Annotated in this window: 27 protein-coding genes; 10 read left to right on the top strand and 17 right to left on the bottom strand. The window is 57.0% G+C overall.

The features are described from left to right. Nucleotides 1-9: 9 nt before the first annotated feature. Complete coding sequence (gene rbbA, locus ACQUQU_RS10705) at nucleotides 10-2,748, top strand: ribosome-associated ATPase/putative transporter RbbA (RefSeq protein WP_430459675.1); 2,739 nt, start codon at nucleotides 10-12, stop codon at nucleotides 2,746-2,748. Beyond that, a complete protein-coding gene (locus ACQUQU_RS10710) occupies nucleotides 2,748-3,872 on the top strand; it encodes an ABC transporter permease (RefSeq protein WP_430459676.1) in 1,125 nt (374 codons plus the stop codon). The genes rbbA and ACQUQU_RS10710 overlap by 1 nt, the downstream gene beginning before the upstream one ends. Before the next feature lie 12 nt (nucleotides 3,873-3,884). Here ACQUQU_RS10710 and ACQUQU_RS10715 read toward each other — a convergent pair whose 3' ends face one another. Further along, nucleotides 3,885-4,364: a hypothetical protein gene (locus ACQUQU_RS10715; RefSeq protein WP_430459677.1), complete on the bottom strand. Its 480-nt coding sequence runs from the start codon at nucleotides 4,362-4,364 to the stop codon at nucleotides 3,885-3,887. A gap of 105 nt (nucleotides 4,365-4,469) precedes the next feature. On the opposite strand from ACQUQU_RS10715, the gene ACQUQU_RS10720 reads away from it, so the two are divergent. Then, nucleotides 4,470-5,378 (top strand): D-hexose-6-phosphate mutarotase, encoded by a 909-nt coding sequence (locus ACQUQU_RS10720; RefSeq protein ID WP_430459678.1) that lies wholly within the window; start codon nucleotides 4,470-4,472, stop codon nucleotides 5,376-5,378. A 131-nt stretch (nucleotides 5,379-5,509) separates the two neighbouring features. On the opposite strand, the gene ACQUQU_RS10725 is transcribed toward ACQUQU_RS10720, so the two are convergent. The 3 genes from ACQUQU_RS10725 to ACQUQU_RS10735 form a co-directional block, all read right to left on the bottom strand. Beyond that, nucleotides 5,510-5,917 (bottom strand): bacteriohemerythrin, encoded by a 408-nt coding sequence (locus ACQUQU_RS10725; RefSeq protein ID WP_430459679.1) that lies wholly within the window; start codon nucleotides 5,915-5,917, stop codon nucleotides 5,510-5,512. A 113-nt stretch (nucleotides 5,918-6,030) separates the two neighbouring features. After that, complete coding sequence (locus ACQUQU_RS10730; protein ID WP_430459680.1) at nucleotides 6,031-6,966, bottom strand: LysR family transcriptional regulator; 936 nt, start codon at nucleotides 6,964-6,966, stop codon at nucleotides 6,031-6,033. Nucleotides 6,967-7,047: 81 nt separating this feature from the next. After that, nucleotides 7,048-7,629 (bottom strand): phosphoribosyltransferase, encoded by a 582-nt coding sequence (locus tag ACQUQU_RS10735; RefSeq protein ID WP_430459681.1) that lies wholly within the window; start codon nucleotides 7,627-7,629, stop codon nucleotides 7,048-7,050. 94 nt (nucleotides 7,630-7,723) lie between these two features. Here ACQUQU_RS10735 and ACQUQU_RS10740 point away from each other — a divergent pair, with 94 nt between their 5' ends. Continuing rightward, nucleotides 7,724-8,290 carry a phosphoribosyltransferase gene (locus ACQUQU_RS10740; protein WP_430459682.1) on the top strand — a complete coding sequence of 189 codons (567 nt, stop codon included), beginning with the start codon at nucleotides 7,724-7,726 and terminating at the stop codon, nucleotides 8,288-8,290. 117 nt (nucleotides 8,291-8,407) lie between these two features. On the opposite strand, the gene ACQUQU_RS10745 is transcribed toward ACQUQU_RS10740, so the two are convergent. The 4 genes from ACQUQU_RS10745 to ACQUQU_RS10760 all read right to left on the bottom strand — a co-directional run bounded on the left by ACQUQU_RS10745 (nucleotide 8,408) and on the right by ACQUQU_RS10760 (nucleotide 12,272). Then, the gene (locus ACQUQU_RS10745) at nucleotides 8,408-9,151 is read right to left on the bottom strand and encodes a substrate-binding periplasmic protein (RefSeq protein ID WP_430459683.1); all 744 of its coding nucleotides are present in this window, start codon (nucleotides 9,149-9,151) and stop codon (nucleotides 8,408-8,410) included. 9 nt (nucleotides 9,152-9,160) lie between these two features. After that, complete coding sequence (locus ACQUQU_RS10750) at nucleotides 9,161-9,859, bottom strand: TorF family putative porin (protein WP_430459684.1); 699 nt, start codon at nucleotides 9,857-9,859, stop codon at nucleotides 9,161-9,163. A gap of 43 nt (nucleotides 9,860-9,902) precedes the next feature. After that, nucleotides 9,903-11,411: a methyl-accepting chemotaxis protein gene (locus tag ACQUQU_RS10755; RefSeq protein WP_430459685.1), complete on the bottom strand. Its 1,509-nt coding sequence runs from the start codon at nucleotides 11,409-11,411 to the stop codon at nucleotides 9,903-9,905. Nucleotides 11,412-11,573: 162 nt separating this feature from the next. After that, on the bottom strand, nucleotides 11,574-12,272 hold the full coding sequence (locus ACQUQU_RS10760) for a TorF family putative porin (RefSeq protein ID WP_430459686.1): 699 nt from the start codon (nucleotides 12,270-12,272) through the stop codon (nucleotides 11,574-11,576). A 347-nt stretch (nucleotides 12,273-12,619) separates the two neighbouring features. Between ACQUQU_RS10760 and ACQUQU_RS10765 the strand changes: the two genes are divergently transcribed. Continuing rightward, nucleotides 12,620-12,856 (top strand): hypothetical protein, encoded by a 237-nt coding sequence (locus ACQUQU_RS10765; protein WP_430459687.1) that lies wholly within the window; start codon nucleotides 12,620-12,622, stop codon nucleotides 12,854-12,856. A 455-nt stretch (nucleotides 12,857-13,311) separates the two neighbouring features. On the opposite strand, the gene ACQUQU_RS10770 is transcribed toward ACQUQU_RS10765, so the two are convergent. Then, on the bottom strand, nucleotides 13,312-14,610 hold the full coding sequence (locus ACQUQU_RS10770) for a homoserine dehydrogenase (protein WP_430459688.1): 1,299 nt from the start codon (nucleotides 14,608-14,610) through the stop codon (nucleotides 13,312-13,314). A gap of 184 nt (nucleotides 14,611-14,794) precedes the next feature. Here ACQUQU_RS10770 and ACQUQU_RS10775 point away from each other — a divergent pair, with 184 nt between their 5' ends. Next, nucleotides 14,795-15,307, top strand: a complete 513-nt coding sequence (locus ACQUQU_RS10775) for a glycine cleavage system protein R (protein ID WP_430459689.1) — start codon at nucleotides 14,795-14,797, stop codon at nucleotides 15,305-15,307. Nucleotides 15,308-15,382: 75 nt separating this feature from the next. Here ACQUQU_RS10775 and ACQUQU_RS10780 read toward each other — a convergent pair whose 3' ends face one another. Together ACQUQU_RS10780 and ACQUQU_RS10785 are read right to left on the bottom strand one after the other, a co-directional pair. Then, on the bottom strand, nucleotides 15,383-16,135 hold the full coding sequence (locus tag ACQUQU_RS10780; RefSeq protein WP_430459690.1) for a sulfite exporter TauE/SafE family protein: 753 nt from the start codon (nucleotides 16,133-16,135) through the stop codon (nucleotides 15,383-15,385). 9 nt (nucleotides 16,136-16,144) lie between these two features. After that, a complete protein-coding gene (locus ACQUQU_RS10785) occupies nucleotides 16,145-16,861 on the bottom strand; it encodes a pirin family protein (protein ID WP_430459691.1) in 717 nt (238 codons plus the stop codon). Between the two features lie 150 nt (nucleotides 16,862-17,011). Here ACQUQU_RS10785 and ACQUQU_RS10790 point away from each other — a divergent pair, with 150 nt between their 5' ends. Further along, the gene (locus tag ACQUQU_RS10790) at nucleotides 17,012-17,932 is read left to right on the top strand and encodes a DMT family transporter (protein ID WP_430459692.1); all 921 of its coding nucleotides are present in this window, start codon (nucleotides 17,012-17,014) and stop codon (nucleotides 17,930-17,932) included. Here the strand turns inward: ACQUQU_RS10790 and ACQUQU_RS10795 are convergent. Next, nucleotides 17,922-18,566 carry a nitroreductase family protein gene (locus ACQUQU_RS10795; protein ID WP_430459693.1) on the bottom strand — a complete coding sequence of 215 codons (645 nt, stop codon included), beginning with the start codon at nucleotides 18,564-18,566 and terminating at the stop codon, nucleotides 17,922-17,924. The two genes, ACQUQU_RS10790 and ACQUQU_RS10795, sit on opposite strands and share 11 nt — an antisense overlap. A gap of 101 nt (nucleotides 18,567-18,667) precedes the next feature. Between ACQUQU_RS10795 and ACQUQU_RS10800 the strand changes: the two genes are divergently transcribed. From ACQUQU_RS10800 to ACQUQU_RS10810, 3 genes are read left to right on the top strand one after another with little or no spacing between them, the layout of a single operon-like run. Continuing rightward, nucleotides 18,668-19,567 (top strand): LysR family transcriptional regulator, encoded by a 900-nt coding sequence (locus ACQUQU_RS10800; protein ID WP_430459694.1) that lies wholly within the window; start codon nucleotides 18,668-18,670, stop codon nucleotides 19,565-19,567. 45 nt (nucleotides 19,568-19,612) lie between these two features. Next, entirely contained in the window at nucleotides 19,613-20,302 is a 690-nt protein-coding gene (locus ACQUQU_RS10805; RefSeq protein WP_430459695.1) for a glycine-rich domain-containing protein, read from the top strand. Continuing rightward, nucleotides 20,302-20,517, top strand: coding sequence for a hypothetical protein (locus ACQUQU_RS10810; RefSeq protein WP_430459696.1), 216 nt, complete (start codon nucleotides 20,302-20,304; stop codon nucleotides 20,515-20,517). Before ACQUQU_RS10805 ends, ACQUQU_RS10810 begins: the two co-directional genes overlap by 1 nt. A gap of 83 nt (nucleotides 20,518-20,600) precedes the next feature. Here ACQUQU_RS10810 and nikR read toward each other — a convergent pair whose 3' ends face one another. The 5 genes from nikR to ACQUQU_RS10835 all read right to left on the bottom strand — a co-directional run bounded on the left by nikR (nucleotide 20,601) and on the right by ACQUQU_RS10835 (nucleotide 25,258). Continuing rightward, nucleotides 20,601-21,047, bottom strand: a complete 447-nt coding sequence (nikR, locus tag ACQUQU_RS10815; protein ID WP_430459697.1) for a nickel-responsive transcriptional regulator NikR — start codon at nucleotides 21,045-21,047, stop codon at nucleotides 20,601-20,603. An 82-nt stretch (nucleotides 21,048-21,129) separates the two neighbouring features. Then, nucleotides 21,130-22,500 (bottom strand): type III glutamate--ammonia ligase, encoded by a 1,371-nt coding sequence (gene glnT / locus ACQUQU_RS10820; protein WP_430459698.1) that lies wholly within the window; start codon nucleotides 22,498-22,500, stop codon nucleotides 21,130-21,132. 116 nt (nucleotides 22,501-22,616) lie between these two features. Next, on the bottom strand, nucleotides 22,617-23,393 hold the full coding sequence (locus ACQUQU_RS10825) for a creatininase family protein (protein WP_430459699.1): 777 nt from the start codon (nucleotides 23,391-23,393) through the stop codon (nucleotides 22,617-22,619). Further along, entirely contained in the window at nucleotides 23,393-24,301 is a 909-nt protein-coding gene (locus ACQUQU_RS10830; protein WP_430459700.1) for an ABC transporter ATP-binding protein, read from the bottom strand. The genes ACQUQU_RS10825 and ACQUQU_RS10830 overlap by 1 nt, the downstream gene beginning before the upstream one ends. 9 nt (nucleotides 24,302-24,310) lie before the next feature. Next, complete coding sequence (locus ACQUQU_RS10835; RefSeq protein WP_430459701.1) at nucleotides 24,311-25,258, bottom strand: ABC transporter permease; 948 nt, start codon at nucleotides 25,256-25,258, stop codon at nucleotides 24,311-24,313. Nucleotides 25,259-25,376 lie beyond the last annotated feature (118 nt).

Here is a 25,376-nt window from a genome sequence, read left to right on the forward strand (position 1 = left end):
GGAGGCCTTATGTCCGGGGTAGCCTTGCTTGAGGGCGTCAGCCACCGCTATGGCGCTGTGCTGGCGCTGGATAACGTCAGCCTGACGATTCCGGCCGGGGTGATGGTGGGTCTGATTGGGCCTGACGGCGTGGGTAAATCGTCGCTGCTGGCGTTAATTACCGGCACGCGCACCTTACAGTGCGGCCGTCTGCAGGTGCTGGACGGTGATATGAACGACCCGCGTCACCGCCGCCGCACACTGCCTCGCATTGCCTATATGCCGCAGGGGCTCGGGCGCAACCTGTATCCAACCCTGAGCGTGCGCGAAAATCTGGATTTTTTCGGTAATTTATTTGGCCAGAGCGCCGCTGAACGTCAGGAACGCATTGAACACCTGACCCGCGCCACCGGCCTGTTTCCGTTTCTCGACCGCCCCGCCGGTAAATTATCCGGCGGCATGAAACAGAAACTCGGCCTGTGCTGCTCGTTAATTCACGATCCCGACCTGCTGATTCTGGACGAACCCACCACCGGCGTTGATCCGTTATCGCGTCAGCAATTCTGGCAACTGATCCGCGACATCCGCCGCGAGCGCCCGCACATGAGCGTACTGGTTGCCACCGCCTACATGGAAGAAGCGCAGCAATTCGACTGGCTGGCCGCCATGGACGACGGACGCATTATTGCCACCGGCAGTCCGCAATCCCTGCTCACCACGACCGGACAAAGCTCGCTGGAACAGGCCTTTATTGCGCTGCTGCCGGAAGAAAAGCGCCGCGGTCATCAGGCCGTTGTCGTGCCGCCGGCCGTGCAGTACGACGGCCCGGCGGCCATTGAAGCCCAACATCTGACCCGGCGTTTCGGCGATTTTATTGCCGTGAACGATGTGTCGTTCAGCATCCGTCGGGGTGAGATTTTTGGCTTTCTGGGTTCCAACGGCTGCGGCAAAACCACCACCATGAAAATGATGACGGGCCTGTTGCCGTTTTCATCCGGTGAAGCGCGTTTATTCGGCCAGTTACCCGACCCGAACGACATGTCCACGCGCATGCGCGTGGGGTATATGTCGCAGGCGTTTTCGCTCTACTCCGAAATTTCTGTGCGCCAGAATCTGGAACTGCACGCGCGCCTGTATTCTCTCAGCGACGAGAAATCCCGCCAGCGCATCGACTGGGTGCTGGACCAGTTTGGTCTGCGCGACGTGGCGCAAAGTCAGCCGGAAAGCCTGCCACTGGGTATCCGTCAGCGCCTGCAGCTGGCAGTGGCGGTACTGCACGAGCCGGATATTCTGATTCTCGATGAACCCACCTCCGGCGTGGACCCGGTGGCGCGCGATCAGTTCTGGATTCAGTTGATCCGTTTGTCGCGTGAAGACGGCGTGACCATTTTTATTTCCACGCATTTTATGAACGAAGCCGAACGCTGCGACCGCATTTCGCTGATGCACGCCGGACGTGTACTGGCCGTCGGCCAGCCGCAGACACTGGCCGCGCAACGCGGTTCGGCGTCGTTGGAAGAGGCGTTTGTCGATTACCTGAAAGAAGCCGCCGGACTGCCACGCGGCGAGCACCCAGACACTCAAACCGGCGCTGGCACCACGCTGACCGCACCTGCCGCAGCGCCGCAATACCGCCAGCGCGCCTTCAGTTTTCGCCGTTGGTGGGCGTACGCCTGGCGTGAGGGTCTGGAAATTCAGCGCGACCCTATCCGTCTGGCCTTCGCCCTGCTCGGCCCGCTGGTGCTGTTGCTGACCTTTGGCTACGGCATTTCCTTCGATGTGGAAGACATTCAGTACGCCATTATCGATCACGATCAGTCGCGCGAAAGCCGGCTGTTAACCGAAGGTCTGTCGGGGTCGCGCTATTTCCAGCAGGTAGACGCACCGGCCAGCTATGAGCAGGCCATCGCGCTGATGCGCAAGGGCGACCTGACCTTATTAATTGAAGTACCGCCCAATTTTGGCCGGCATTTTATGCAGGGCTGGAAACCCGAACTGGGCATCACCATTGATGGCGGCATGCCGTTTAAAGCGGAAACCTCCGCCGGTTATGTCAGCGGTTTAATTCAGCAGGAATTGCAGCAGATTGCCCGTCAGTCATCCAGTGGCAGCGGGCTGTCGTTGCCGGTGAATGTGCAGACACGCTACGAATACAATCAGGCATTTAAAAGCGTGTACGCCATTGTACCGGGTGTGATTATGCTGATGCTTGCTTTGATTCCGGCCATGATGACGGCGGTCGGCATTGTGCGCGAAAAAGAAACCGGCTCCATCGCCAACTTTTATTCCACCCCCGTCACGCGTCTGGAATTTCTGCTGGGCAAACAGGCCCCCTACGTGCTCATTTCTTTTATCAGCTACGGCATTCTGCTGCTGACCTCGGTTACCGTGTTTGGTCTGCCATTAAAAGGTTCGCTGCTGACACTGAGCAGCGGCGCCCTGCTGTATGTGATCACCACCACAGGTTTCGGCAGCGTGATTTCCAGTTTCACCCGCACTCAGGTAGCAGCGATTTTCGCCTCGGCCATTCTCAGCATTCTGCCGGCGGTTAACTTTTCCGGTCTGCTGGTGCCGGTGTCGTCTCTTGCGGGGCCAGCGTACGGCATCGGCCTGGGCTTTCCGTCGTCGTGGTTCCAGCAGATTTCGATTGGTTCTTTTACCAAGGGCCTGACCTTTGCTGATCTGTGGCAAAACCATCTGATGCTGGCGGTGTTTGTTGTGATTTTTACCACACTGGCCTGGCTCGGCCTGAAGAAGCAGGAGGCCTGATGAAAGCGAAACACGTCGCCCAGCTGGGCATGAAAGAATTGTTCAGTCTGCGCTCCGACCCGGTGCTGATCGCGCTGATTGTTTATATCTTTACCGTGGCGGTTTATACGGTCGCTAACGGGGTTTCGTTTGAGGTGAACAACGCCGCTGTAGCCATTGTCGACGAAGACCACTCGCCGCTGTCACGACAGATCAGTGCAGCCTTGTTGCCACCGCAATTCAATCAGCCGCAGGCCATTGCCCCGCAGGATGTGAACAAAGCGCTGGACCGTGGCGACTATCTGTTTGTGTTGTTTTTTCCGCCGGAATTTGAAAAAGACACGCTGGCCGGACGCGTACCCGAAGTGCAGCTGCTGGTCGATGCCACCGCCATCGCTCAGGCCGGCAACGGCGCCAACTACATTCAGCAGATTATTATTGCTGAAGCGCTGAACGCCGTGCGCCCCGGCATGCAATTAAGCGATGCCATGCCGGTGAACGTCAGCGTGCGCAAACTTTTTAATCCGAATTCGTCGTCGGTGTGGTTTAACGCGTTAATGCAGGTGATTAACAGCGTCACCATGCTCGGCGTCATTCTCACTGGGGCGGCCCTGATTCGCGAACGCGAACACGGTACGGTTGAGCATTTGCTGGTGATGCCGGTAACGCCTGCGGAAATTATGCTGGCGAAAATCTGGGCCAATGGTCTGGTGATTCTGGTGGCGTCTATGCTGTCGCTGAAACTGGTGGTGGAGTGGCTGCTGGATGTGCCGGTGCAGGGCTCGATTCTGCTGTATATCGTCGCCAGTGCCCTGTATCTGTTTTCAGTGACTTCGCTCGGCATCATGCTCGGCACCATCACCAATTCCATGGCGCAGTTTGCTTTATTGCTGATTCCGATCGTGATTGTCATGTATCTGTTGTCGGGCGGCACCACGCCGCTGGAGAGCATGCCCGTTTTTTTGCAACGGCTGATGATGTTTTCACCATCGACCCATTTTGTCAGCCTGTCGCAGAATATTCTGTACCGTGGCGCCGGGCTTGAAAGCGTGTGGCCGGAGATGGTGATTCTCACCAGCATCGGCGCCGTATTTTACAGCGTGGCGCTGGCACGCTTCCGCAAGGCCATTGTCTCGATGGCCTGAGCCTGCGGGAAATCACTGCAGGCCAGTGATTTCCCAGCCAGCCACACCGTTCATCGTCAGCTCATCACCGACCGTCAGTTGCATCAGTTGCTGCGCCAGTGGCGCCTGAGTGCTGACCACCAGCACGTTTTTGTTGTGCACCTGCAATTGCCGCCCGCCCACCGGTGCCAGCCACAGATAACGCGGCACCTGGTCTTCGTGCTCCAGCGTCAGCAAGGCGCCACCGGCAATGGCGTCGTCGTCGCTGAACACAGGGACAGACCATTGCGCCAGGCGGATACGCAGCTCCTGCAAGTCACGGATACGCTCTGACTGGCCATGGGCCAGATAAGCTGCCTCAAGACTTAACGTGTCGTACTGATTTTCGGGTTTATTCTCTGCATCGGATGCGGTTTCCTGCGCCCGCCGGGCGGCTTCGATGGCGGCGGCCGTTTCGTCATCAATGGCCTGCAATAAGGCCTGTCTGAGAGCGTTTTTTAGTTCTTGCTGCATAGCGCTGGTGCAGTCCGGTAACCGAAAGTGTGCGATTATACCGCGACTTTTTTATCGCGCTCAGCGTGGCCTGCACCGGCCACCCCTTTCTTCAAGGAATTGACCATGTCCGACCTGCTGAATGGCCGCCAGTTTGTCCGCCAGAGCCCGCGTGGCGAACTCGCCTGCCTGGAAATCCGCCACCCGTTGTTCAGCGCCAGCCTGCTGTTGCAGGGCGCACAGCTGATTGAATTCACACCCAATCAGGGCGGTGAACACGCCGGCAACTGGTTATGGCTGAGTGAAGACGCCGCGTATCAGCGTGGTACATCCGTGCGCGGCGGCATTCCCGTGTGCTGGCCCTGGTTTGGTAACGCGGCCATGAACCCGGCCGCGGTACAGGCCTTTATTGCCGGAGCCGGCAGCGCACCCGCCCACGGTTTTGCCCGCGCCCGCGACTGGGCATTAGCTGAGGTGTATGAAGACGCCGATGAAGTGGTGCTGACCCTGAGCCTGACCGACTGCCGCCACCCGCAATGGCAGGCTAACCTGAGTGTTGAGGCCGAATTCCGCTTTACCGCCAGCAGCCTGAGTGTGGTGCTGACCACCAGCAACGACGGTGCCACGCCAGTGACGTTTTCGCAGGCGCTGCACACCTATTTTCCGACCAGCGATATTACCGCCACCCGCGTCGCGGGGTTTGATGGCGCCCGTTATCTGGAAACGCTGGAAGGCTGGGAAGCACGCGAACAACACGGCGATATTCTGTTTACCGGCGAAACCGACCGCATTTATTTCGGCGAAGACAGCCTGTCGTTAATCACCCCGCAGCACAGCACCGAACTCAGCAGTCAGGGCAGCCACAGCGCCGTGGTGTGGAACCCGTGGATTGAAAAATCGAAACGTCTGAGCCAGTTTGCCGACGATGCGTATCAGCGCATGTTCTGCGTCGAAACCGCCAACGCCGCCGACGATGCGGTCACACTGGCGGCGGGTGAATCACACAGCCTGAGCCTGCAATTAACGCGGACGTAATGAATACCCCAAGGATTCAACACCGCTGACGCATCAGTGCGGCAGTAAATGCCACTGCACGTAGTTACTCAGGTGAGCCATCACTCTGGCGCTCCATGCGCCCAGTCCCGGCCTGACATCCATCCTTGATGTCAGGCCGCGTCCCCCTTTTGCTGGAACAGATACTGAGCGGTCACGCGGTCCATGGTTTTCAGATGCTGGCCAAACCAGTCGGGCACGGTTTCCAGCAGGAATTCGAGCACAGGCGTGACGTCGCCGGTGGCTTCAAAATTGGTCAGATGTTCGCGGAACAGCCCCAGCACGCGCTCGTGCTCGGCCTTGTGTACCGGATACGGAGGGAAGTGGTAACGCTGCATCTCTTCTTCTTCGTGGGCGAAGTGATGCACGCTGTGTTCGTACAGAGCCTGCAGATGCGGTAAAGCCGGTTCACCCATCAGCAGCGCCTGTTCGGCGGTGTTGAGCAACAGGGCAAACGCTTCATGTTCACGGTTCATGAAGTCCTGCGCCATGGGTGGATAATCGCGGAGTACTATGGTCATAGTGGGTTCCTGCGTAAGGCGTTTAAGCGACTGAACTCACCTTAACGCAGGAAACGGATGCCCTTCTTGATCACTATCAAAAGCCGCGTGATCAGGGCGTAAGAAAGCGCCGCTCAGCAGTACTGAGCAACGTCGACTATGGTGCGGCGCAACCAGCGGTGGGCCTGATGATGCTGCAGCAGCGGTGACCAGGCCATTTTCAGTTCAAACGGCGGAATCTTGAACGGCGGGTCGATCACCTGCAGCGAAGCTGCCGCCGCCTGCATGTCTGCCACTTTGCGCGGCAGCGTGGCCACCAGATCGTTATTCAGCGCCAGCAGCGCCGGCATCTGATAGTGACGGGTGAACACCGAGATTTTGCGTTTATGGCCGATCTTGGCCAGCGCGTGATCCACCCAGCCCAGACGGATGACTTTCTCCGGATCGATACCCACGCCCGCACCCATACCGGTTTTGCTCACCCAGATGTGCTTGCTGGACAGGTAGGCGCTGAGATCGAAATTGGCGATGCCCGGATGCTCCGGGCTGACCAGACAAACGAAGTCGTCCTGCCACAGGGTCATCTGGTGGAACGACTGCGGCATGTCGTCGAAACGGTTAATGGCCATGTCGACCTTGCCCGCTTCCACGTCTTTGAAGGTCACATCCGACGGGGTTAATACGTCGAGAATAATGTCCGGCGCTTCGGTGCGCAGGCGCTTGACCAGCTCGGGCACCAGAGTCGATTCGGCGTAATCGCTGACCATAATGCGGAACACACGGTGGCTCAGCTGAGCGTCGAATTCTTCCAGCGGCTGCAGGGCAATTTCCAGCTCGCCCAGCGCTTTGCGGATCACAGGCTGCAGTTCCTGCGCGCGTTCGGTCGGTGTCATGCCGTCGGAGGTACGCACCATCAGCGGATCATTGAACAGTTCGCGCAGACGGCGCAGACCGTTGCTCATGGCCGGCTGAGTAATGCCCAGCTGCTGGGCGGCCTTGGTGACGCTGCCTTCTCGCAGCAGCACATCCAGATACACCAGCAGGTTGAGATCGATTCGGTCAAGGTTCAAGGGCGGGGCCTCCACTTACGAAGGCCGCTATTGTGGCAGGATTCGACTTATTCACCAAGTCTATGCACTAAGACGTCGGTATCACTCAGACTGATTTTCTGACCGCAGGTACGGCAGCACCCAGTCTTTGCCAGCGCGGATTTCATCGTTGGTCAGGCCTTTCAGTTCGTACGGAAACACCAGCCAGTCGTTGGTTTCGTGCAGGCAGAAATCCGGACGGAAATCGACGCGGTTGTGACCCGGACGCTGATACAGGGTTGCGACCTTGATGTTGGTCGGCATGTTGCGCTTGAGCTTGGAGCCCAGACGGTTGATGGTGGCGCTGATGTTGTAGCCGGTGCTGAACACGTCATCGACAATCAGCAGGCCGTCGTCGACGTTCAGGTTCTCCACCAGATACTGAGTACCGTGCACGCGGATTTCTTCCGGCGCTTCGACCATGCTCTGATACGCAGGCAGACCGCGGTAGGAAGTACGCAGCGCAATGTGGTCGGTTTTCACGCCCAGCGTCTGCAGGCACTCCTGCACATAAATGCCCACCGAACTGCCACCGCGCCAAAGGCCAACGATGAAGGTCGGGCGGAACCCGCTTTCGAAAATCTGCACGCCCAGACGGAAAGCGTCCTGAATGACGGTTTCTTCGTCCAAAAATCGTTTCTGCATGACTTACTCTTATGTGACAGGGGTATGACCAGAGCGGTATGATAACATCTGACCAATTGGTCAGGTAAAGACTTTAACCGGAGTGAGCAAGAATATGAGTGCCAAACTGTACCTAACCGCGCAGGGACTGCTGGAAGATTCCTATAAGCTGGCGGCCCAGGTGCTGGACTCAGGCTTCCGTCCGACCTTTATGATTGCGGTCTGGCGCGGTGGTGCCCCGATTGGCATCGCGGTGCAGGAGTACCTCGATTACCACGGCGTCGAGACCGACAACATCGCCATCCGTACCTCGTCGTATCAGGGTATCGATAATCAGGCAAAAGAAGTGAAAGTCTACGGCCTGAATTATCTGGTGAAGAACGTTAAGCACGAAGACAGCCTGCTGATTGTCGACGACGTATTCGACAGTGGCCGCTCCATCGAAGCCATCGTCAATGAACTGCAACGCCGTGCGCGTCTGAACACCCCGCACGACATCCGCGTGGCGGTGCCTTACTACAAACCGCACCGCAACCAGACCGACCGCGTACCCGATTATTTTATTCACGAAACCAGCGCCTGGCTGAAGTACCCGCACTCGCTGGAAGGTCTGGCGGCTGAAGAAATCCGCGACAACCGGCCTGAGCTGTACGACATCATCAAAGATCACCTGCCAGCCTGATTCAGGTTGTAACGCAAAAAAGCAGTAGCGAAAAAGCAAAGTAGCAGCGCAACAACAAAGTAATAACAAAAAAGCCGGCAATCGCCGGCTTTTTTGTTATTACACTCTGCTCAGCGGCTATTTCAGCCCGGCCAGATAATCGGCCTGAATTTTGGCCACATCAATTTTAGTCAGCCCTTCGTTAAAGATTTTGGCGATATCACTCTGCGTGTGCTTGAAGCAGACAAACAGCTTTTTATCTTCCAGCAGCTTGTCGTTAAAGCTCACTTTATCGGCGATTTTCTTTAACTCCGGATCGGTTTTAACGCTGTATTCCAGTACGTTGCGGTCGATCACCGCCATATCGATACGGCCGAATGCGGCCTTCTGGATATTGTTTTTATCACTGATCACTTCCGATACTTTTAAGGCACCGGCGGCCACCATGGCGTCAAAGTCAGCCGTGTTCACATAGTCTTTCACCACGCCGACCTGATATTTTTTCAGATCATCGAGTGAACCCCAGCTCACCGGCTTTGCTGCGTTCTGCACAAAACCCAACGGACCCGAGCCCATTGCTTCCGAGAACACAAACTCTTTGGCAACGTCATCGCTGTAATACTCCGGAAAATAGCCGGCGTATTTACTGCTGCCGTCTTTGGCCAGATGCACGGCGCGGCTCCACGGATAGAAATCCACCACCAGTTTGTAACCCATGGCTTCAAAGGCCGCTTTGGCCACCGCCACACTGGCACCCTGCTGCGCCATATCCGGGTCTGAATACGGCGGCCAGCTCAGTGAGGTGAGATAGACCGTGTTATCGGCCTTCACCGGCGCCACCAGCGACAGCGCGAGTAATAAACCTGCTAATAATGCTTTCATAGCCACTCCTTACGGCATCAGTTCAAAGCCACGGCTGACGCCCAGCACGAAGGTGGTGTCGGCATTGTCGTTGTAATCGGAATCGATACTGGTTGTCATCACAGTGGCTGTGACCGTAAACCCTTTGAAGTCACGGCTGACGGCCACTTCGTAATCCTGATACGAGGCTTCGCCTTCATCCCAGGCCCAGATGTCTTTATCGGCACTCTGGTTATGAGCGGCAGTCAGCATCAGGCTGTAATCACCGAGTGGAATGGTGTGGGTCACTTTCAGAATATCGTGGGCCACATCAAGGCCGAAATATTCCGACGCATGATTCCAGTACACCGTGGTATTGCCGTTAACGGTGACGCCGACATAGGCTTCGCCATAATCGTAATCGCCGGAATAATCAGCACCATGATACGTGTATTGCGCGTAACCCAGATCAATTGCCAGCGCATCGGTTAAATCGCGGTAGTAGCCGATGTAATAGTCCCATTCCAGATTGGTGTCATCGCCATTGCCGTAATCGACGTTACTGGCCCAGGTACCCAGATAAATACCGGAATCGTGGCTGTAATCGAGCGACGCCTGCAACGCCGGGCCTTTATCGGTCTGTGACACGCCATTAAAGCGGTAATCCGATACCAGAGACACTTCCGCAGACACGCCAGCCAGACAACTGAACGGCGCTGCGAGCAGCAAAGTTGTAAGTGCTTTTTTCATGGTCTTATCCTCGTGTGGGACGTGGGAGTTGGATTTATTGTATTTAAACCCGGAATTCTTTCATTAATGCCGACAGTTTTCCTGCCTCCTGGCCAACGGCATCGCTGGCCCGGGCGGTTTTGCCAATCAGCTCACTGGCCGCGTCGGCGCTTTCTTTAATGTGCACAAGATTGCGGTTAAGTTCGTCGATCACCTGACTCTGCTCACCGGAGGCCTGCGCAATTTCGCTGTTCATACGGGCAATTTCCAGCACCATACCCACCACTTCGCCGATGGACTCACCGACTTTTTCGATCTGCTCGACACTGCGCTGGGTATAGGACGTGCTCTTATGCATCACGGCGACGGCTTCTGCGGTCGATGCCTGCAGGCGGCTGATCATCTGGTTAATTTCGTTGGTGGAATCTCGGGTGCGCTGTGCCAGCGTGCGCACTTCGTCGGCGACGACGGCAAAACCCCGGCCCTGCTCACCGGCCCGCGCCGCTTCGATGGCGGCGTTCAGCGCCAGCAGGTTGGTTTGTTCAGCAATGCCCTGAATCACATCCGACACAGTGCCTATGCTGGCGCCTTCGGCTTCCAGCGCGCGGATCACTTCGCTGACGTTTTCGATTTCACCGGATAAATGACGGATCACATCGGCCGCGGTGCGCACGATTTCCTGACCGGCGTCGGCCTGTTCGTTCGCCTGACTGGCGTATTCCGACGCCCGGCCGGCGTTCTGCGCCACATTCTGCGTGGCCGATGCCAGCTCGGTACTGGCGGTGGCCACCATATCCACTTCGCCTTTCTGATCGCTGAAGCGTTCCAGCACCAGCGAAATATCACTCTGGGTTTTGCTGGCGATCTGCGACAGATCGGTGGAAGTTTCTTTGACCGAACCAATCAGTTGGGAAAGTCCGGCCAGCAGTTGATTCACCTGATGCGCCAGTGCAGCGATTTCGTCACCACGGCTGGTATCCAGACGCCGGGTCAGATCACCGCCCCCGGCAGCCAGGGCAGCAACGGCAGAGGTAATGGCCGAAATTTTATTCACCACAGAATGCGACACCAGAAAGACAATCATGCTCACCAGAATCACATCGAGCAGCACCAGCTGAATGATGATCTGATGCACCGTACTGTTCAGTGCCACCAGAATTTCAGAATCGTTAAAACCGACAATCAGCGTGCCCACTTTCTTCTGCTCACCGCCATCGGCAAACATCAGATCCATGGTTTTAATAATCACATCGGGGTTAACGGATTGGTTATCCGACAGGTCTTTTTCGCGGGTAATGGTATCGCCCTGTTCGATCTGAACGGCAACACGGCTGACCACAGGGGCTTCGAGCTCGGCCTCCATGGTTTTTTCAATGCTGGCGGTATCGAAGTTCCAGATAAAGCCCGGCAGGCTGATGGCCATGCGGGTGGCCGCCAGTTCGGCTTGTTTGGTCAGCTGGCGGTGCATGGCATCGGATTTGTTACGGTAATCGAGAATGCCCAGCACCAGCAGTACGACGGTTACCGTCGCCACCACATACACGGCCATGCGCAATTTAATACTGGTCAACATAGGGTCACCTCCGCCCTTTCACACTAGCCCAGCTTTTTGGGTCTGATGCCGGCACAGCGGTCAGTGGCGCGGTACGCCATCCGAATTTTTATCGTTAGACATAAAAGTCAGGCCAGCTTTTCATGCAAAAGCACCAGCCACCTACCATCACAGGCGCAGAACTCAGGGCAGCAGCGTGAAACCGCGGTTCACCGACACCACCAACGCCGGGTCAGCATCGCTGTTAAAGTCGTTGTCTATGGTGGTCGCCATGGCTGCAGCCGTAACATTAAAACCGGCAAACTCCCGGCTGATGGCCAGCTCCAGATACTGGTAGTCGGCTTTGTCTTCATCCCAGGCGACCACGTTTTTATCGGATGACAGATTGTGCGCCAGCGTTACCGCCAGCGAGTAATCGCCCAGCGTTATGGCATGGCTCAGCGAGAACACATTATGGGCAATGCCCAGCCCCGAAAAATCGGTGGCATGGAACCAGTAAACGCTGGTGCGTCCATACAAGGTCAGGCCGACGACGGTTTCACCGTAATCCGCATCGCCGGAATAATCGGCGCCGTGATAGCTGTACCAGGCGTAGCCGAGATCAAGCCCCACGGCATCGTTCAGATCGGTGGCATAACCGCCATAAAAGTCCCATTCCAGCCGGGTATCGTCGCCATTACCGTAGTCGACGTTACTGGCCCAGCTGCCGAGGTACATGCCCGATTCGTGGCTGTAATCCAGAGCAAGCTGCAACGCCGGGCTTTTTCCCGTCTGAGAAATACCGTAGGAACGGAAGTCAGACACCACACTCACATCCAGCGCCACTTCGGCGCCACACACGCCCGGCAGCAACGCCAGAAGCCAAAGACCTGCCTTTGTCATAACACTCTCCTTTCACGCTCGCTGCACGCTCACTGTACGAGTGGCCCACGCAACGCACAGCTGTGGTCATGCTTTGCCCTAGTACAGACCCAAGATCGGCTCTCGTCGTAGGCAGAAGCGGGATGCTTTAAAGAAAATTACAAAAGACAGGTTTCATCCTGTATCCGTGCATGGTTACGGAAAGCTTGAGCAGCACGACATCAGGTTGAAGCAGACGATCAACTCATAAAAAGGTGAATTATTAGTTGGCAATAAGAATCAGTCATTACCATCTAGTTCGCCATCGGGAATCCCAGACTAGACATACCCAAAGGCATCCCAAGCGACTGACCGACTATCTGGAATTAGTGGATGCAACCGGCTGGATTATCCGCGACGATAAACGCGGCTATATTCCATCTGAAAGTACAAAAATTCTGGAGCAACTGGAAATCAACGAAGATCAGTGGCTGACCATGGCGCAGCAGTTCGAGCAGTGCCTCAGCACCTTCGCCGGAAACGAACATCAGCTGCGCAATGTCTGCGAAAATCTGGACGACCAACGACACTTTGGAATAAACCGCTGCATAGCAGCGTTTGGTTAATAAGAAACGCCACCCGCGCATAAATCAGGTATAACCTGAATTTTCGTTTCCGACATTTATCAAAAAACTAAAACTATCTCAACCTAGTCAACCAATGAGCTTTAGTAATCTCATTATTTTAATTGGCCGCCAGGCGGTGCAGCCGCTTCCTCCTATTAACCCTAAGATGGCTGTCCTATTAGTTTATTAGTTGGAGCTGTCTGGATAGTATGGACGGGGCAACGCCCTCCAACAGGGTGAACAGGACAACGATAACAACCATCAATCCCAAACAATCACATCTGGTATCGAATTAAATTCAAAGAAGGTTCCTTTCACCCATCAGAAAAGTCCAATAGTGAAAATCAAATTCAGCATCACTGAGGTCAAATTTTAAATACACGCATAACCACCACAATAAAAAACGGAGCCGAAGCTCCGTTTTTTATTCACGCATTAACCGCACAAAGCACTGATCAGTTCAGATGCTCTACACGGATGCGGGTCACGCTGCCAACGGTGCTGGACAGACCTTCGATGGCCGCGATGGCATCGTTCATCTTTTTCTCCAGTACGCGGTGCGTCAGCAGAATGATCTGCGCGCGCGAGTCTTCGGTTTTTGGTTCTTTCTGAATCAGGGCTTCGATGTTGATGCCGCGCTCAGACAGAATGGTGGCCACTGACGCCAGCACGCCGGCTTTGTCTTCGACCTGAATACGCAGGTAGTAAGCGGTTTCCACTTCTTCGATTGGCAGAACCTGAACGTCTTCAATGTCGTTGAAGGCCAGGTGGTTAACGCTGGCTTCTGCCGGAGCGTCGAACATACGGGCCAGGTCGATGATGTCGGCCACTACCGCAGAAGCAGTCGGGCCAGCACCGGCGCCAGCGCCCACGTACAGGGTGTTACCCACGGCGTCGCCGTTGACCATCACAGCGTTCAGAACGCCATCCACGGTCGCAATCGGACGCGCGACCGGAATCATGGTCGGGTGTACGCGCAGGTCGATGCCTTTGTCGGTACGACGGCTCACGCCCAGGTGTTTGATGCGGTAGCCCAGTTCGTTGGCGAACTCGACGTCTTCCGGGGTCACTTTGCTGATGCCTTCGGTGTAGCAACGTTCAAACTGCAGCGGAATACCGTACGCAATGGACGACAGAATGGTCAGTTTGTGCGCGGCGTCGATACCTTCGACGTCGAAAGTCGGGTCGGCTTCGGCGTAACCCAGTGCCTGTGCTTCGGCCAGTACGTCGGCGAAGTCGCGGCCTTTGTCGCGCATTTCGGTGAGGATGAAGTTACCGGTGCCGTTGATGATGCCGGCCAGCCAGTTGATGCGGTTAGCCGCCAGACCTTCACGAATGGCTTTAATGATCGGGATACCGCCGGCCACGGCCGCTTCGTACATCACGCTCACGCCTTTGGCTTCGGCGGCGGCGAAGATCTCTTTACCGTGCACAGCGATCAGCGCTTTGTTGGCAGTTACCACGTGCTTGCCGTTGGCAATGGCGCCCATAACCACGTCTTTAGCGACTGTGTAGCCGCCGATCAGTTCCACCACGATGTCGATGGCCGGGTTGTTCACCACGTCCATGACGTCGGCGGTAACGGCAACGTCGCCGGTGTTCACGTTCGGATTCGGGTGACGGGTCGCCACCTGAGCAATAATAATTTCGCGACCCGCCCGGCGTGCGATGTCCTGAGCATTACGCGTCAGTACGTTGAAAGTACCGCCGCCCACTGTACCTAAACCACAGATACCTACATTTACCGGTTTCAAGGTCGTCTCTCCTGTTATTGTCAGAGATGATGGTCGCCACGGAGCCCCGGGCACATAAAGGCCGGTATTCTACGCTAACCTTTTGCCCTTGCCCAATACGGCTTTCACCTCTGACTGGGCGCTGTTCCAAGCCTGTGTTAGTGTCGGGGCACACGACTTAAGAACGACAACGGAAGGACACACCATGGCGAATTTTCTTGTAGTAACCGTCATCGCCGACGACAAACCCGGCATCGTGGAACAGCTGTCAGCCACCATCGCCCGCCACGGCGGTAACTGGCTGGAAAGCCGCATGGCGCATATGGCGGGTAAGTTTGCCGGCATTCTGCGCATCGATATTGCGGCCGAAGCCGCCGCCGCGCTGATCAGCGATCTGTCGGCCCTTAAAGGTGCCGGTATTCAGGTATCGGCGGAACAGGGTTCCGACGTGGAGCAGGCGCCAAGCATGGATCTGACCCTGAGTCTGGTGGGCAATGACCGTCCGGGCATTGTGAAGGAAGTGTCGCAGGCACTGGCCCGCCATGGCGTGAACGTACTGGAACTGACCACCGACTGTGGCAGTGCGGAAATGTCGGCCGTGCCACTGTTCCGCGCCGAAGCAGTACTGCGTGTGGCGCAGGATTTCGACACCCTGCAACTGGCCGAAGCGCTGGAAGATATTTCCAACGACTTAATGGTTGAGATCAGGCTCGACTGATTTGTCTTTCTTCAGCAAGCAGAACCCGCAGCCTGCGGCGCGGGTTCTGCCGTTGCATCTGCACTTCACCCTCGCTTAACCCGTGACAGCCCGCCCCAGCAGATACACAGAGTTCACCGCCAGCAGTACCATCATCAGGCGGAAGAATTTCACACTGTCGACCCGCTTCGATAACCAGCGTCCCAGCCAGGTGCCGACAAAGGCCATGGGAATCAGCAGCAGCGTCAGCCAGCCGACTTTCATATTCAGAAGACCCAGATACCCGTACGGAATCAGCTTGATGGCGTTCATCACGCCGAAGGCCACCGCCATCTGCGCCAGATACTCTTCTTTGCTGATCTTCAGCGTCAGGTTATAGGCCTGCATCGGCGCGGCACCGGCGTGGGCCAGCACACTGCCAACCCCGGCCAGACCACCGAGAAAATGCCCTTTGAACTGCCCCGAGGCACCGGCTCCGCCCAGCGCCGGCCACACACGCTGCGCCAGCACCCAGATGCCCATGACGCCGATAATGGCCTGCACGCCGCGGTCGCTGACCACGCCGAGCAAGGCCGCACCGGCAAAAATGCCGATGACAATGCCGGGCACAACGGGCTTCAGCAGTTGCCAGCTGAACCAACGGCGGTAAATGCGGATGGTCAGCGCGTCCATCAGCAACAGCACCGGCAGCAAAATGCCAATGGCCGCTTCGCCGCCGATAAAAGGCGCCATCATAGGCACCGCCACCACACCAATGCCGCCGCCAAAACCGGATTTGGAAATGCCGGTAATCAGCACGCCGGTGAGGGTCACCAGCAAAAACGTCAGATCCACAGAAGACAGATCCAAGAAAACTCCTTAATCGTGAAAATCCACCGCCGGCAGATCGAACAGCAGGGCTTCGGCCTGTGCGCCGGCCGCCAGATCAATCATGCTTTCGCCGGCAATCGCCAGACCATCGCCATCGCGCAGGGTCAGCTCCTGACCGTCAATGCGCACCACCAGCTCACCCCGTGCCACGTGCAGATAGTAGGCGCGGGCGTCGCTTAAACCGTAACCAATGCGTTCGGCTTCGAGGCGCACATGGCTGATCACCGTATCCTGGCGGATGCTCAGGGTACCGTCGCGGCCATCGGGCGTAATCACCGGCTGCACCGGCTGGGTACGCTCGAAACGTTTTTGCTGATACCCCGGCGGCGTGTTCAGTTCGTCCGGCTGAATCCAGATCTGCAGAAAATGCAGACCACCGGTTTCGGACGGGTTGAACTCGCTGTGGCGGATACCGCGCCCGGCGGACATCAGCTGGAATTCACCGGCCGGCAGGTGCGCCACGTTGCCCTCAGAATCGCGGTGGGCAATGGTGCCGTCCAGAACCAGGCTGATGATTTCCATGTTGCGGTGGCCGTGGGTATCAAACCCGGCCCCGGCGATCACGCGGTCGTCGTTGATGACCCGCAGGGCGGAAAAGCCCATAAAGTTCGGGTCGTAGTAGTTACCGAAAGAAAACGTGTGGGCGCTGTCCAGCCAGCCGAAGTTGGCCCGGCCGCGCTCATTGGCTGCCCGCAAGATTACCATAATTGCCTCCTGATACTCTTATCACTCTGTCTGGATTGCGCCTGTCTCATGCGCGCAACGCTGTTTTTAGCTGTCAGAAACACCGCTCCGGCGACAAGGCTTGGCAGCTGTGAAATACTGCCGCGCTCTTTCCGCTCCATCAGGCATTCTGTGTCGTCTCAATCCCAATCCAAGGCTGCTGTTCACAGCCACCACACACCGGCCAACGCCCTGCGCGCCGATCTGATTCTGCTGGTCGTTACTCTGCTGGCCGCCGTCAGCTGGATGTTTTCCAAAGAGGCGCTGCACGAGTTTCCACCCCTGCTGTTTATGGCCTGCCGCTTTACGCTGGCGGGCCTGCTGCTGGCCGTGCCCGGCCGCCGCGCACTGGCGGCGTTAACCGCCCGCGAATGGCGGGCCTCAGGCCTGGTCGGCCTGGTGTTCGGCGTGGCCATGAGCCTGTGGATCATGGGTCTGTTCAATGCCCACACCTTAGGTGAAGGCGCGTTTATCACCAGCCTGTCGGTGGTGCTGGTGCCTTTGCTGAGCTGGTTTGTGTTCCGCGAAAAACCGGCCGCCACCCTGTGGGTTGCACTGCCGCTGGCGGTGACCGGCCTGGCGCTGCTGGCCCTGCGGCACGGTTTTAATCCGGACCCGGGGCAGCTGTATTTCTTTGCCGCCGCCCTGCTGCTGTCGCTGACCTTTATCCTCAACAGCCGGGCCGCGGCGCGTATTTCTGCACTGGCGCTGAGTGCCATCCAGCTGGTGCTGGTTGGTCTGGTGGCGCTGGTGCTGTCGCTGCTGCTGGAAGACTGGCCGGCGGACATCACCGCCAGCATGCTGCTGTGGCTGGCACTCAGCATCACCGTCGGTACTTCGGCCCGCTTCTTACTGCAGACCTACGCTCAGGGTCTGACTTCGCCCAGCCACGCAGCTGTGATCATGATTCTCGAACCGGTCTGGACCGCGGTATTTGCCGCCTTCTGGTTCAGCGAACGCATGGAAGTGGCGCAGATTCTGGGCTGCACCCTGATTCTGGCCGCCCTGCTGGTCAACCGCTGGGCGGCCATCAAAGGCTGGTTCAGACGCTGAACGCGTGCTGAGCACCGGCCTGCACATCCAGCACCGCCACTTCACTGGCCGCCAGACGCGGTTTGCCCGGCCAGTTGCCTTCACGGGCGTAACCCAGGGTGATCATCATCGCCGGGGTGTAGCGCTCGCCGATATGGAACGCTTCTTTTAAACGCTGGGCATCAAAGCCGATCATAGGGCCGGTGGCCAGCCCCAGACCGGTGGCAGCGGTCATCAGATTCATGGTCGCCATGCTGGCCGAACGCAGGGCTTCGTCGTGGGCGAAGGCCGGGTTGGCGGCGTAGCTGTTGTTCACCGCGCCCACCAGATAATCGCGCACGCCGTTGTCGTAAATACCCGCATCCACACCGCGCTGGGCGATGTCCGGCATCAGCAAATGGCCCTGTTCGTCGGCCAGTACCAGAATGATCACCGGCGCATCGGCCACTTTCTGCTGGCCGTAGGCGATGTCTTTCAGGGCCGCTTTCGACTCGGCGTCCGTGATCACCAGATAACGCGTATGCTGGATGTTGAATGCCGTTGGCGCTTTCTGCGCGTAGTCGATCAGTTGCAGCACAGTGCCGCGGCTTACCAGGCGGCTGGTGTCGAAGTAGTTTACGGAAGTCCGTTGGGTCAGTGCGTCGAATACGTTCATGGTGATGATTCCTCAGTTGTTGGAAGCATCTTAATCCGATAAATTAGAAGAAAAAGCGCACTTTTTCGCTAGTTAAATTCGACCAATACGAAAGGTTAGCCATGAAGACAACCCTCGAACAATGGCGCATGTTCAAAGCCGTGGTGGACCACGGCGGTTACGCTCAGGCGGCCGAGGCCATTCACAAAAGCCAGTCGACCATCAGCTACGGCGTGCACAAACTGCAGGAACAGCTGGGCGTGCAACTGCTGGAAGTGGAAGGCCGCAAAGCCGTGCTTACCGAACACGGGCGCCTGCTGCTGCAACGCGCCGACCAGCTGCTGGATCAGGCCGAGCATCTGGACAAGGTCGCCAACTCACTGAGCCGCGGCGTCGAGCCGCTGGTGCGCGTTGCCATCGACACCATCTACCCCAACGACATGCTGTTTGATGTGTTCGAAACCTTTTCCGCCCAGTTTCCCGACACCCGCATTGATCTGGAAGAATTCGTGCTCAGCGGTGGCAACGAAATGCTCGAAGAAGACACCATCGATATTCTGGTAACCCCGCAGATTCCAAAGGGCTGGCACGGCGAACACATTTACCGTGCGCGCTTTCTGCCGGTCAGCACCCCCGACCATCCGCTGCAGACCCTGAACCGGCCGCTGACCTACGACGACCTGACCCAGCACCGTCAGCTGGTGCTGCGCGACAGCAGTAAGAAGCGCGCCAGCAGCGGCGGCTGGCTGGGCTCGCACCAGCGCTGGACCGTGACCCACACCAGCACCCGTTACAACATTGTGCGCCGTGGGCTGGGATTCTCCTGGCTGCCGGACAATATGATCGCCGATGACCTGCGTGATGGCCGCCTGAAAGTGCTGCCACTGGAACCGGATGGCACCCGCTTTGTCGATCTGTATCTGGTGGAAGCGCATCCGCAGACCGCAGGACCGGCGACCAAAGCACTGGCGCGCCTGCTGGCCAACCGCTGCGCCGACTGCCCACACGCCGACGGCGGCTGACATTCGCGTTGCTTAGCTCCACGGTTATTAACAACAGGAAGGCCCATGAACTGGATTTTCGACAACCTGTTTAGCCTGATCGCCGCCATCGTCGTACTGACGCTGGTGCTCAGAATCCGGCGCCGGATCATGCGGTCGGTGCACAGCCGCCGCATCGGCGCGTATGCCCTGCCGGTGACGTTAAAAAACAAAGTGCACAAGCGTTACCCGCATCTGGATGATGACCAGCTGGCGCTGGTAATGACGGGCCTTAAAGAGTATTTCCAGCTGTGCAATGTGGCCGGCAAACGCCCGGTGGCCATGCCGTCGCAGGTGGTGGATGTGGCGTGGCACGAATTTATTTTATTCACGCGTAAATATCAGGATTTCTGCCGCCAGTCGCTGGGGCGCTTTCTGCACCACACGCCCGCCGAAGCCATGCGTTCGCCGACTCAGGCGCAGGAAGGCATCAAGCGTGCGTGGCGCATTGCCTGTGCGCGCGAAGGCATCAACGCCAAAACACCGGCCACCCTGCCGCTGCTGTTTGCCATCGACCAGCAGCTGGCAATCAGTGACGGATTTTTCTATCGCCCGGATTGCAGCGCACTGATTGCCGCCGCCGAAAGCCGGGGCGACAGCACACCCTACTGCGCCAGCCACATTGGCTGTTCATCCGGGTGTTCCGGCAGCGGTGGCTGCACCAGTTCCTGCTCGTCCGGTGACAGCGGGTGTTCCAGTGGTTGTGGAGGGGATTAATGACCATCGACAGTACAAGCCTGTTTATCGGCCTGATTTTTGGTTCTATCGGTTTCGGCTATTTTCTGTACGGCAAACGCCAGAAACACAAAACCGCCTTCTGGGCGGGCATCGGGCTGATGATTTACCCGTATTTTATTGAAGGCACCGTGCCGTTAATCGCCATCGGTCTTTTGTTAATGGCCGCCCCGCGTCTGCTGCCATCGTTTGACTGAACCGTCGCTGCCTGCAACTGCGCAATGATTAACGGCCAGCGGTCTTTTACCACTGGCTATTGGACTCCGTTAAAGGCCAAAGCCTATTTGGGCGGCAAAGGGTGAATGGGCGGAATAATGTAGGAGTTCAGCAGCAGCTTGCCGTACACCACGCCACGCAGCGTAATCATTTTGTCGGCAATTTTATTCAGTTTATCGGCCGGGCCCTGCACCAGAATAATCGACAGAATATTGGTGTCGGTGAGGTTCACATTCAGGGTGCTGATGACTTCGTCGATGAATTCGTACTGCAGATCGTGCAGCCGTTTATGCAGGCCGGGGGTGGAATGGTTGTATACCAGATTCACGGTGCCTGTCATCACCTCGCTGCTGACTTCCGACCTGTGTTCGTTAATCTGCAGACTGATCATGTCGCAGATGGCCTGCGACCGGCTTTCAAACCCGCGTTTGGCCACCATCTGATCCAGCCCGTCCAGCAGACTTTCGGGCATGGAAATACTGATACGGCTGATTTTGTCTTTGCTGCTCATCATGCTTCCTCGGTCAGACCCTTCCATTGGGAAACACCACCGGACAGACGATTGCGTCTGCCCGGTGGTGCTCAGTCACACATCAGAACAAATGCGAGTAACGCTCGATCTCCCATTTACTCACCGCGGTGTGGTACTCATTCCACTCCGCCTGTTTGTAACGAATAAACTCGGCGCGCAGCTCCTTGCCCAGCACCTCTTCCACGAACGGGTCCGCGGCAAAGGCCTCAATGGCTTCGAACAGCGTGCGCGGCAGGAACTGAATGCCCAGCGCTTCGCGCTCAGACTCGGTCAGCTCGTACAGGTTGCCTTCCTGCGGCTTGCCCGGATCGAGGTTCTCGCGAATGCCCTGCAAACCCGCCGCCAGTGCCAGCGCACAGGCCAGATACGGGTTGGTCGCGCCGTCGGCGTTGCGCGATTCACAACGGCCACCGGCCATCGGTACCCGGACCGAGTTGGTGCGGTTGTTGGAACCGAACGAGTTAAACACCGGCGCCCAAGTAAAGTATGGCATATCCCCCTGACGCACGAGGCGCTTGTAGGAATTCACCGTCGGCGCAAACACCGCACACAGCGCCGGACCGTGTTTAAGAATGCCGGCAATGAACTGGTAACCTAACTTGCTCAGACCCAGACCGTTCGGGTCGTCGGAGCGTGGGCACTCGAACAGATTTTTGCCGGAATTAATGTCGTACAGCGACATATTAAAATGCGCGCCATTGCCGGTGCGGTTGGAAAACGGCTTCGGCATAAAGGTGGCCAGCAAACCTTCCTGTTTGGCGTATTCTTTGGCCATCATTTTCAGGAAGGTAAACCGGTCGCAGGTGGTTAGGGCATCGGCGTATTTAAAATCGAATTCGAACTGGCCGTTGGCATCTTCATGGTCGAACGAATACACATCCCAGCCCAGATCGTTCATGGTGGTAACCATTTTATCGACCCAGCTGAAATTGCTTAAAAAGGCACGGGTGTCGTAACACGGCTTTTTCAGTTTATCGTCCGGGTCCGGAATACTCAGACTGCCATCCGCTTCTTTTTTCAGCAGAAAGACTTCCGCTTCAATGCCCAGATTCATACCGAAGCCCATGGCTTTGGCGTCTTCCAGTACCGACTTGAGCAACACGCGGGTGTTCAGCATGTAAGGCTCACCGTACAGGGTATTGTCGGCTGGCATCCAGGCAATTTCCGGCTGCCATGGCAGCTGAATGATGTGGTCCAGATCAGGGACCGAGGCAATTTCGTCGTCGTTCGGCGCCTGACCGAGACCGTCGAGTGCGTAACCGGTGTACAGCTCAGAACCGTGCGCCATGTGGTGCAGGTGAGCTATGGGTACAATTTTGCCTTTCGGAATACCGTGAATATCCACATAGGTGCCCATGCAGTATTTCACGCCTTTGCTTTTCAGTTCTTCCTGAATCGCGGTGATTTCGGAATCGGTTTTGGTCTCAATCATATCGTTTACCTTTATATCGATGATATTGACCCGACTGAGCCGTTAGGGCGGCTAGCCTTCAATTTTCGCCGGGGATTTTCTGGCTGGCGGAATTAACCACCCAACCGGAAAAGGGGTCAGAGCGCGTCGCTTAACACACTCCGGAAATAACTGTGTTCAAGGGGTGATTCTTCGCTGACCGCACGCTGAATCAATGCGGTCAGATCGTCGCGCATCCAGCCGTACAATTGTGCGCCCTGCTCTGCCGTGGCGGTGGATGGCGTACCGGTCACGCCGTTTAAACTGGTGCGGTTCACCGGATGACTGAACACACAGCCGTCGGTACGGTCCGGGTCATCGGCATCCGCCAGACGCTCAGGGCGCACGATGTCCGGTTCCAGCGCCAGCATCAGCGCGGTTTCAGCATGATTCGCGTGCCAGTCTTCGGCGTCATCGTGGTGGGCTTTTTTTACCCGCTCAGAAATCTGCGCCGTATGCACCAGCGCCACCATAAAACCGTCGTGACGGGCGCGCAGCATTTCCAGCGCACAGCGCAATGGTGCCGCGTTGGTGACATGGCCGTTGACCATAATCAGGCGGCGGATGCCACTGCTGACGACCCAGTCGCCAAGATCGGAGACCACATCAATTAAGGTTTTCGGATTCAGCGCCATGGTGCCGGGCCAGCGTTTTGAATGGCCGATTGAACAGCCATACGGCAGCGTCGGTAATAAAATCACCGGCGTGTCAGCGGCTACGTCCCGGCACAGACGGTGGGCAATGGCGGTGTCCATGCCGCAGCCCATGTGCGGGCCGTGCTGTTCGGTGGCACCCACCGGCAACACGGCGGTGTCGACCCCGCTTTTTACTGCGGCGGCCACTTCTTCCCAGGTCATGTTGTAGAGTTCATGCATCAGAACACGCTCCCCACTTCGTCGCTGACCGGCACCATGCGCACCAGATTCAGGTGATCGTCATCGCCGTCTTCTTTGGGCGGATGAATCAGTTCTTCCACGCGCTTTTTCGTGGCCAGAAATTCCGCTGATAAAAACTGGTCGGGGTGACGCGGTTGCGGCACAGGTACTTCGATCAGCTCATCTATTTCGCCCGGATTGGCTTTCAGCACCAGAATACGGTCGGCCAGATACACGGCTTCGTCGAGATCGTGGGTAATAAAAAACACAGTGACGTCGATGTTTTTCCAGATCTCCAGCAGATAGGCCTGCATTTTGGCGCGGGTCTGGGCATCCAGTGCACCAAAGGGTTCGTCCATCAGCAGAATTTTTGGCTTATTGGCCAGCGCACGGGCAATGGCCACGCGCTGCTTCATGCCACCGGACAACTGGTGCGGGTAGGAGTTTTCAAAGCGCGCCAGACCAATCAAATCGATCCACTGGCGCGCTTCGGCTTCGGCCGTATTTTTGTCGTAACCGGATTCCACCAGACCGAACATGACGTTCTGTTTAACCGTCAGCCAGGGAAATAAGGTGTAGCCCTGAAACACCATGCCGCGTTCCGGGCCGGGTTTGGTGACGGCTTTGCCATCCAGCAACACCTCGCCACTGGTTGGCTGTTCAAGCCCTGCCAGAATGCGGATCAGGGTCGATTTGCCACAACCGGACGGACCGATTACACACACGAACTCACGCTTGTGAATTTTCAGATTAATGTCTTTCAGCGCCTGCACGGTACCGCCGCGGGTGGCGAATTCTTTATGCAGGCCGCGCACTTCCATGGTCACCGGGCGCTGTTTCAGGCGGTCAAAGCGGTCGCGTACCGCGTCACTCTGCTGCTTGTAATCGGGAAGATTCATGTCCGTCATAAGCACCTCTTATTTGCTTTGCTGCCATGGGAACAGGCGACGACCGATAAAGGCCAGTAACAGGTCGATGGCCAGACCCATGATGCCGATCATCATGATGGCGGCGAACACGTTGTCGAAATTCTTGTAACGCGCCTGCTGGGTAATAAACCAGGTAATGCCCGAACTGGTGCCGATCAGCTCGGCCACAATCAGATACGTCCAGGCCCAGCCGAGCAGAATGCGGGTATCGCGGTACAGATCGGGCAGAATGCCCGGCACTACAATACGGAACAGCAGTGATTTATTACCGGCGCCCAGCGTCTGGCCCGCTTCCAGCAAAGCCGGGTCGAGTTTGCGCGTGGTATTTGCAACCACCAGCACCTGCTGGAAAAAGGTGCCGATAAAAATAATGGCAATTTTTGGTGCCTGATAAATACCCAGCACAGCCACGGCCAGCGCGCCAAAGGCCGGCGCCGGCAGATAACGGAAGAATTCAATAAAGGGCTCAAACAGGCGGGAAAAAAACTGATAGGTGCCTGCCAGAATACCCAGTGGAATGCCCACCAGTGACGACAGTACAAATCCCCAGAAAATCACCTGAATACTGCTCCACAGACTTTCGTGCAGCCAGGATTCACTCTGGCGTTTGGGTTCTGTAGTGAATGCCGTAAAAAATGCCGTCACCACTTCATGCGGTGCTGGCAGATACACAGGGTTCGCCGGGTTGCCTGCCGGTAATGCACGTTCTTCGAGGCCGGCGAGGTAGCGTTCTTTAAAGAACACGTCTTTCTCCACCAGCATATCGTTGCGGAAATAACTGACCGAACCGGGTTCGGTAATTTGCATCATAGGGTGCCAGATATACGGCACATAACTGACCAGACACCAGATAAGCAGGGGTAGCGCAAAGCTGCACAGAGTCACCAGAGTGCGGCTGCGGGAATCCAGCGGTTTATTCACAGTAAATAGCGACATATCGGTGCCTTTATAGCGAAAGCGAAACGAACGATCCCCTGCCGTGGGCGGCATTGGCTGTCAGGCGGGGAAACGGTGCCGGAGACTCCGGCACACTCGGTCTTGCTTCCCCGGCGCA

Origin of the sequence: Thalassolituus sp. LLYu03, from assembly GCF_050507655.1 — a bacterium.
Lineage (GTDB): Bacteria > Pseudomonadota > Gammaproteobacteria > Pseudomonadales > Oceanobacteraceae > Venatoribacter.

What these genes read in the sequence shown, in the direction of transcription:
- rbbA (WP_430459675.1), top strand. Translation starts at nt 10, where the DNA reads ATGTCCGGGGTAGCCTTGCTTGAGGGCGTCAGCCACCGCTATGGCGCT.
- ACQUQU_RS10710 (WP_430459676.1), top strand. Translation starts at nt 2,748, where the DNA reads ATGAAAGCGAAACACGTCGCCCAGCTGGGCATGAAAGAATTGTTCAGT.
- ACQUQU_RS10715 (WP_430459677.1), bottom strand. Translation starts at nt 4,364, where the DNA reads ATGCAGCAAGAACTAAAAAACGCTCTCAGACAGGCCTTATTGCAGGCC.
- ACQUQU_RS10720 (WP_430459678.1), top strand. Translation starts at nt 4,470, where the DNA reads ATGTCCGACCTGCTGAATGGCCGCCAGTTTGTCCGCCAGAGCCCGCGT.
- ACQUQU_RS10725 (WP_430459679.1), bottom strand. Translation starts at nt 5,917, where the DNA reads ATGACCATAGTACTCCGCGATTATCCACCCATGGCGCAGGACTTCATG.
- ACQUQU_RS10735 (WP_430459681.1), bottom strand. Translation starts at nt 7,629, where the DNA reads ATGCAGAAACGATTTTTGGACGAAGAAACCGTCATTCAGGACGCTTTC.
- ACQUQU_RS10740 (WP_430459682.1), top strand. Translation starts at nt 7,724, where the DNA reads ATGAGTGCCAAACTGTACCTAACCGCGCAGGGACTGCTGGAAGATTCC.
- ACQUQU_RS10745 (WP_430459683.1), bottom strand. Translation starts at nt 9,151, where the DNA reads ATGAAAGCATTATTAGCAGGTTTATTACTCGCGCTGTCGCTGGTGGCG.
- ACQUQU_RS10750 (WP_430459684.1), bottom strand. Translation starts at nt 9,859, where the DNA reads ATGAAAAAAGCACTTACAACTTTGCTGCTCGCAGCGCCGTTCAGTTGT.
- ACQUQU_RS10755 (WP_430459685.1), bottom strand. Translation starts at nt 11,411, where the DNA reads ATGTTGACCAGTATTAAATTGCGCATGGCCGTGTATGTGGTGGCGACG.
- ACQUQU_RS10760 (WP_430459686.1), bottom strand. Translation starts at nt 12,272, where the DNA reads ATGACAAAGGCAGGTCTTTGGCTTCTGGCGTTGCTGCCGGGCGTGTGT.
- ACQUQU_RS10775 (WP_430459689.1), top strand. Translation starts at nt 14,795, where the DNA reads ATGGCGAATTTTCTTGTAGTAACCGTCATCGCCGACGACAAACCCGGC.
- ACQUQU_RS10785 (WP_430459691.1), bottom strand. Translation starts at nt 16,861, where the DNA reads ATGGTAATCTTGCGGGCAGCCAATGAGCGCGGCCGGGCCAACTTCGGC.
- ACQUQU_RS10795 (WP_430459693.1), bottom strand. Translation starts at nt 18,566, where the DNA reads ATGAACGTATTCGACGCACTGACCCAACGGACTTCCGTAAACTACTTC.
- ACQUQU_RS10800 (WP_430459694.1), top strand. Translation starts at nt 18,668, where the DNA reads ATGAAGACAACCCTCGAACAATGGCGCATGTTCAAAGCCGTGGTGGAC.
- ACQUQU_RS10805 (WP_430459695.1), top strand. Translation starts at nt 19,613, where the DNA reads ATGAACTGGATTTTCGACAACCTGTTTAGCCTGATCGCCGCCATCGTC.
- ACQUQU_RS10810 (WP_430459696.1), top strand. Translation starts at nt 20,302, where the DNA reads ATGACCATCGACAGTACAAGCCTGTTTATCGGCCTGATTTTTGGTTCT.
- nikR (WP_430459697.1), bottom strand. Translation starts at nt 21,047, where the DNA reads ATGAGCAGCAAAGACAAAATCAGCCGTATCAGTATTTCCATGCCCGAA.
- glnT (WP_430459698.1), bottom strand. Translation starts at nt 22,500, where the DNA reads ATGATTGAGACCAAAACCGATTCCGAAATCACCGCGATTCAGGAAGAA.
- ACQUQU_RS10825 (WP_430459699.1), bottom strand. Translation starts at nt 23,393, where the DNA reads ATGCATGAACTCTACAACATGACCTGGGAAGAAGTGGCCGCCGCAGTA.
- ACQUQU_RS10830 (WP_430459700.1), bottom strand. Translation starts at nt 24,301, where the DNA reads ATGACGGACATGAATCTTCCCGATTACAAGCAGCAGAGTGACGCGGTA.
- ACQUQU_RS10835 (WP_430459701.1), bottom strand. Translation starts at nt 25,258, where the DNA reads ATGTCGCTATTTACTGTGAATAAACCGCTGGATTCCCGCAGCCGCACT.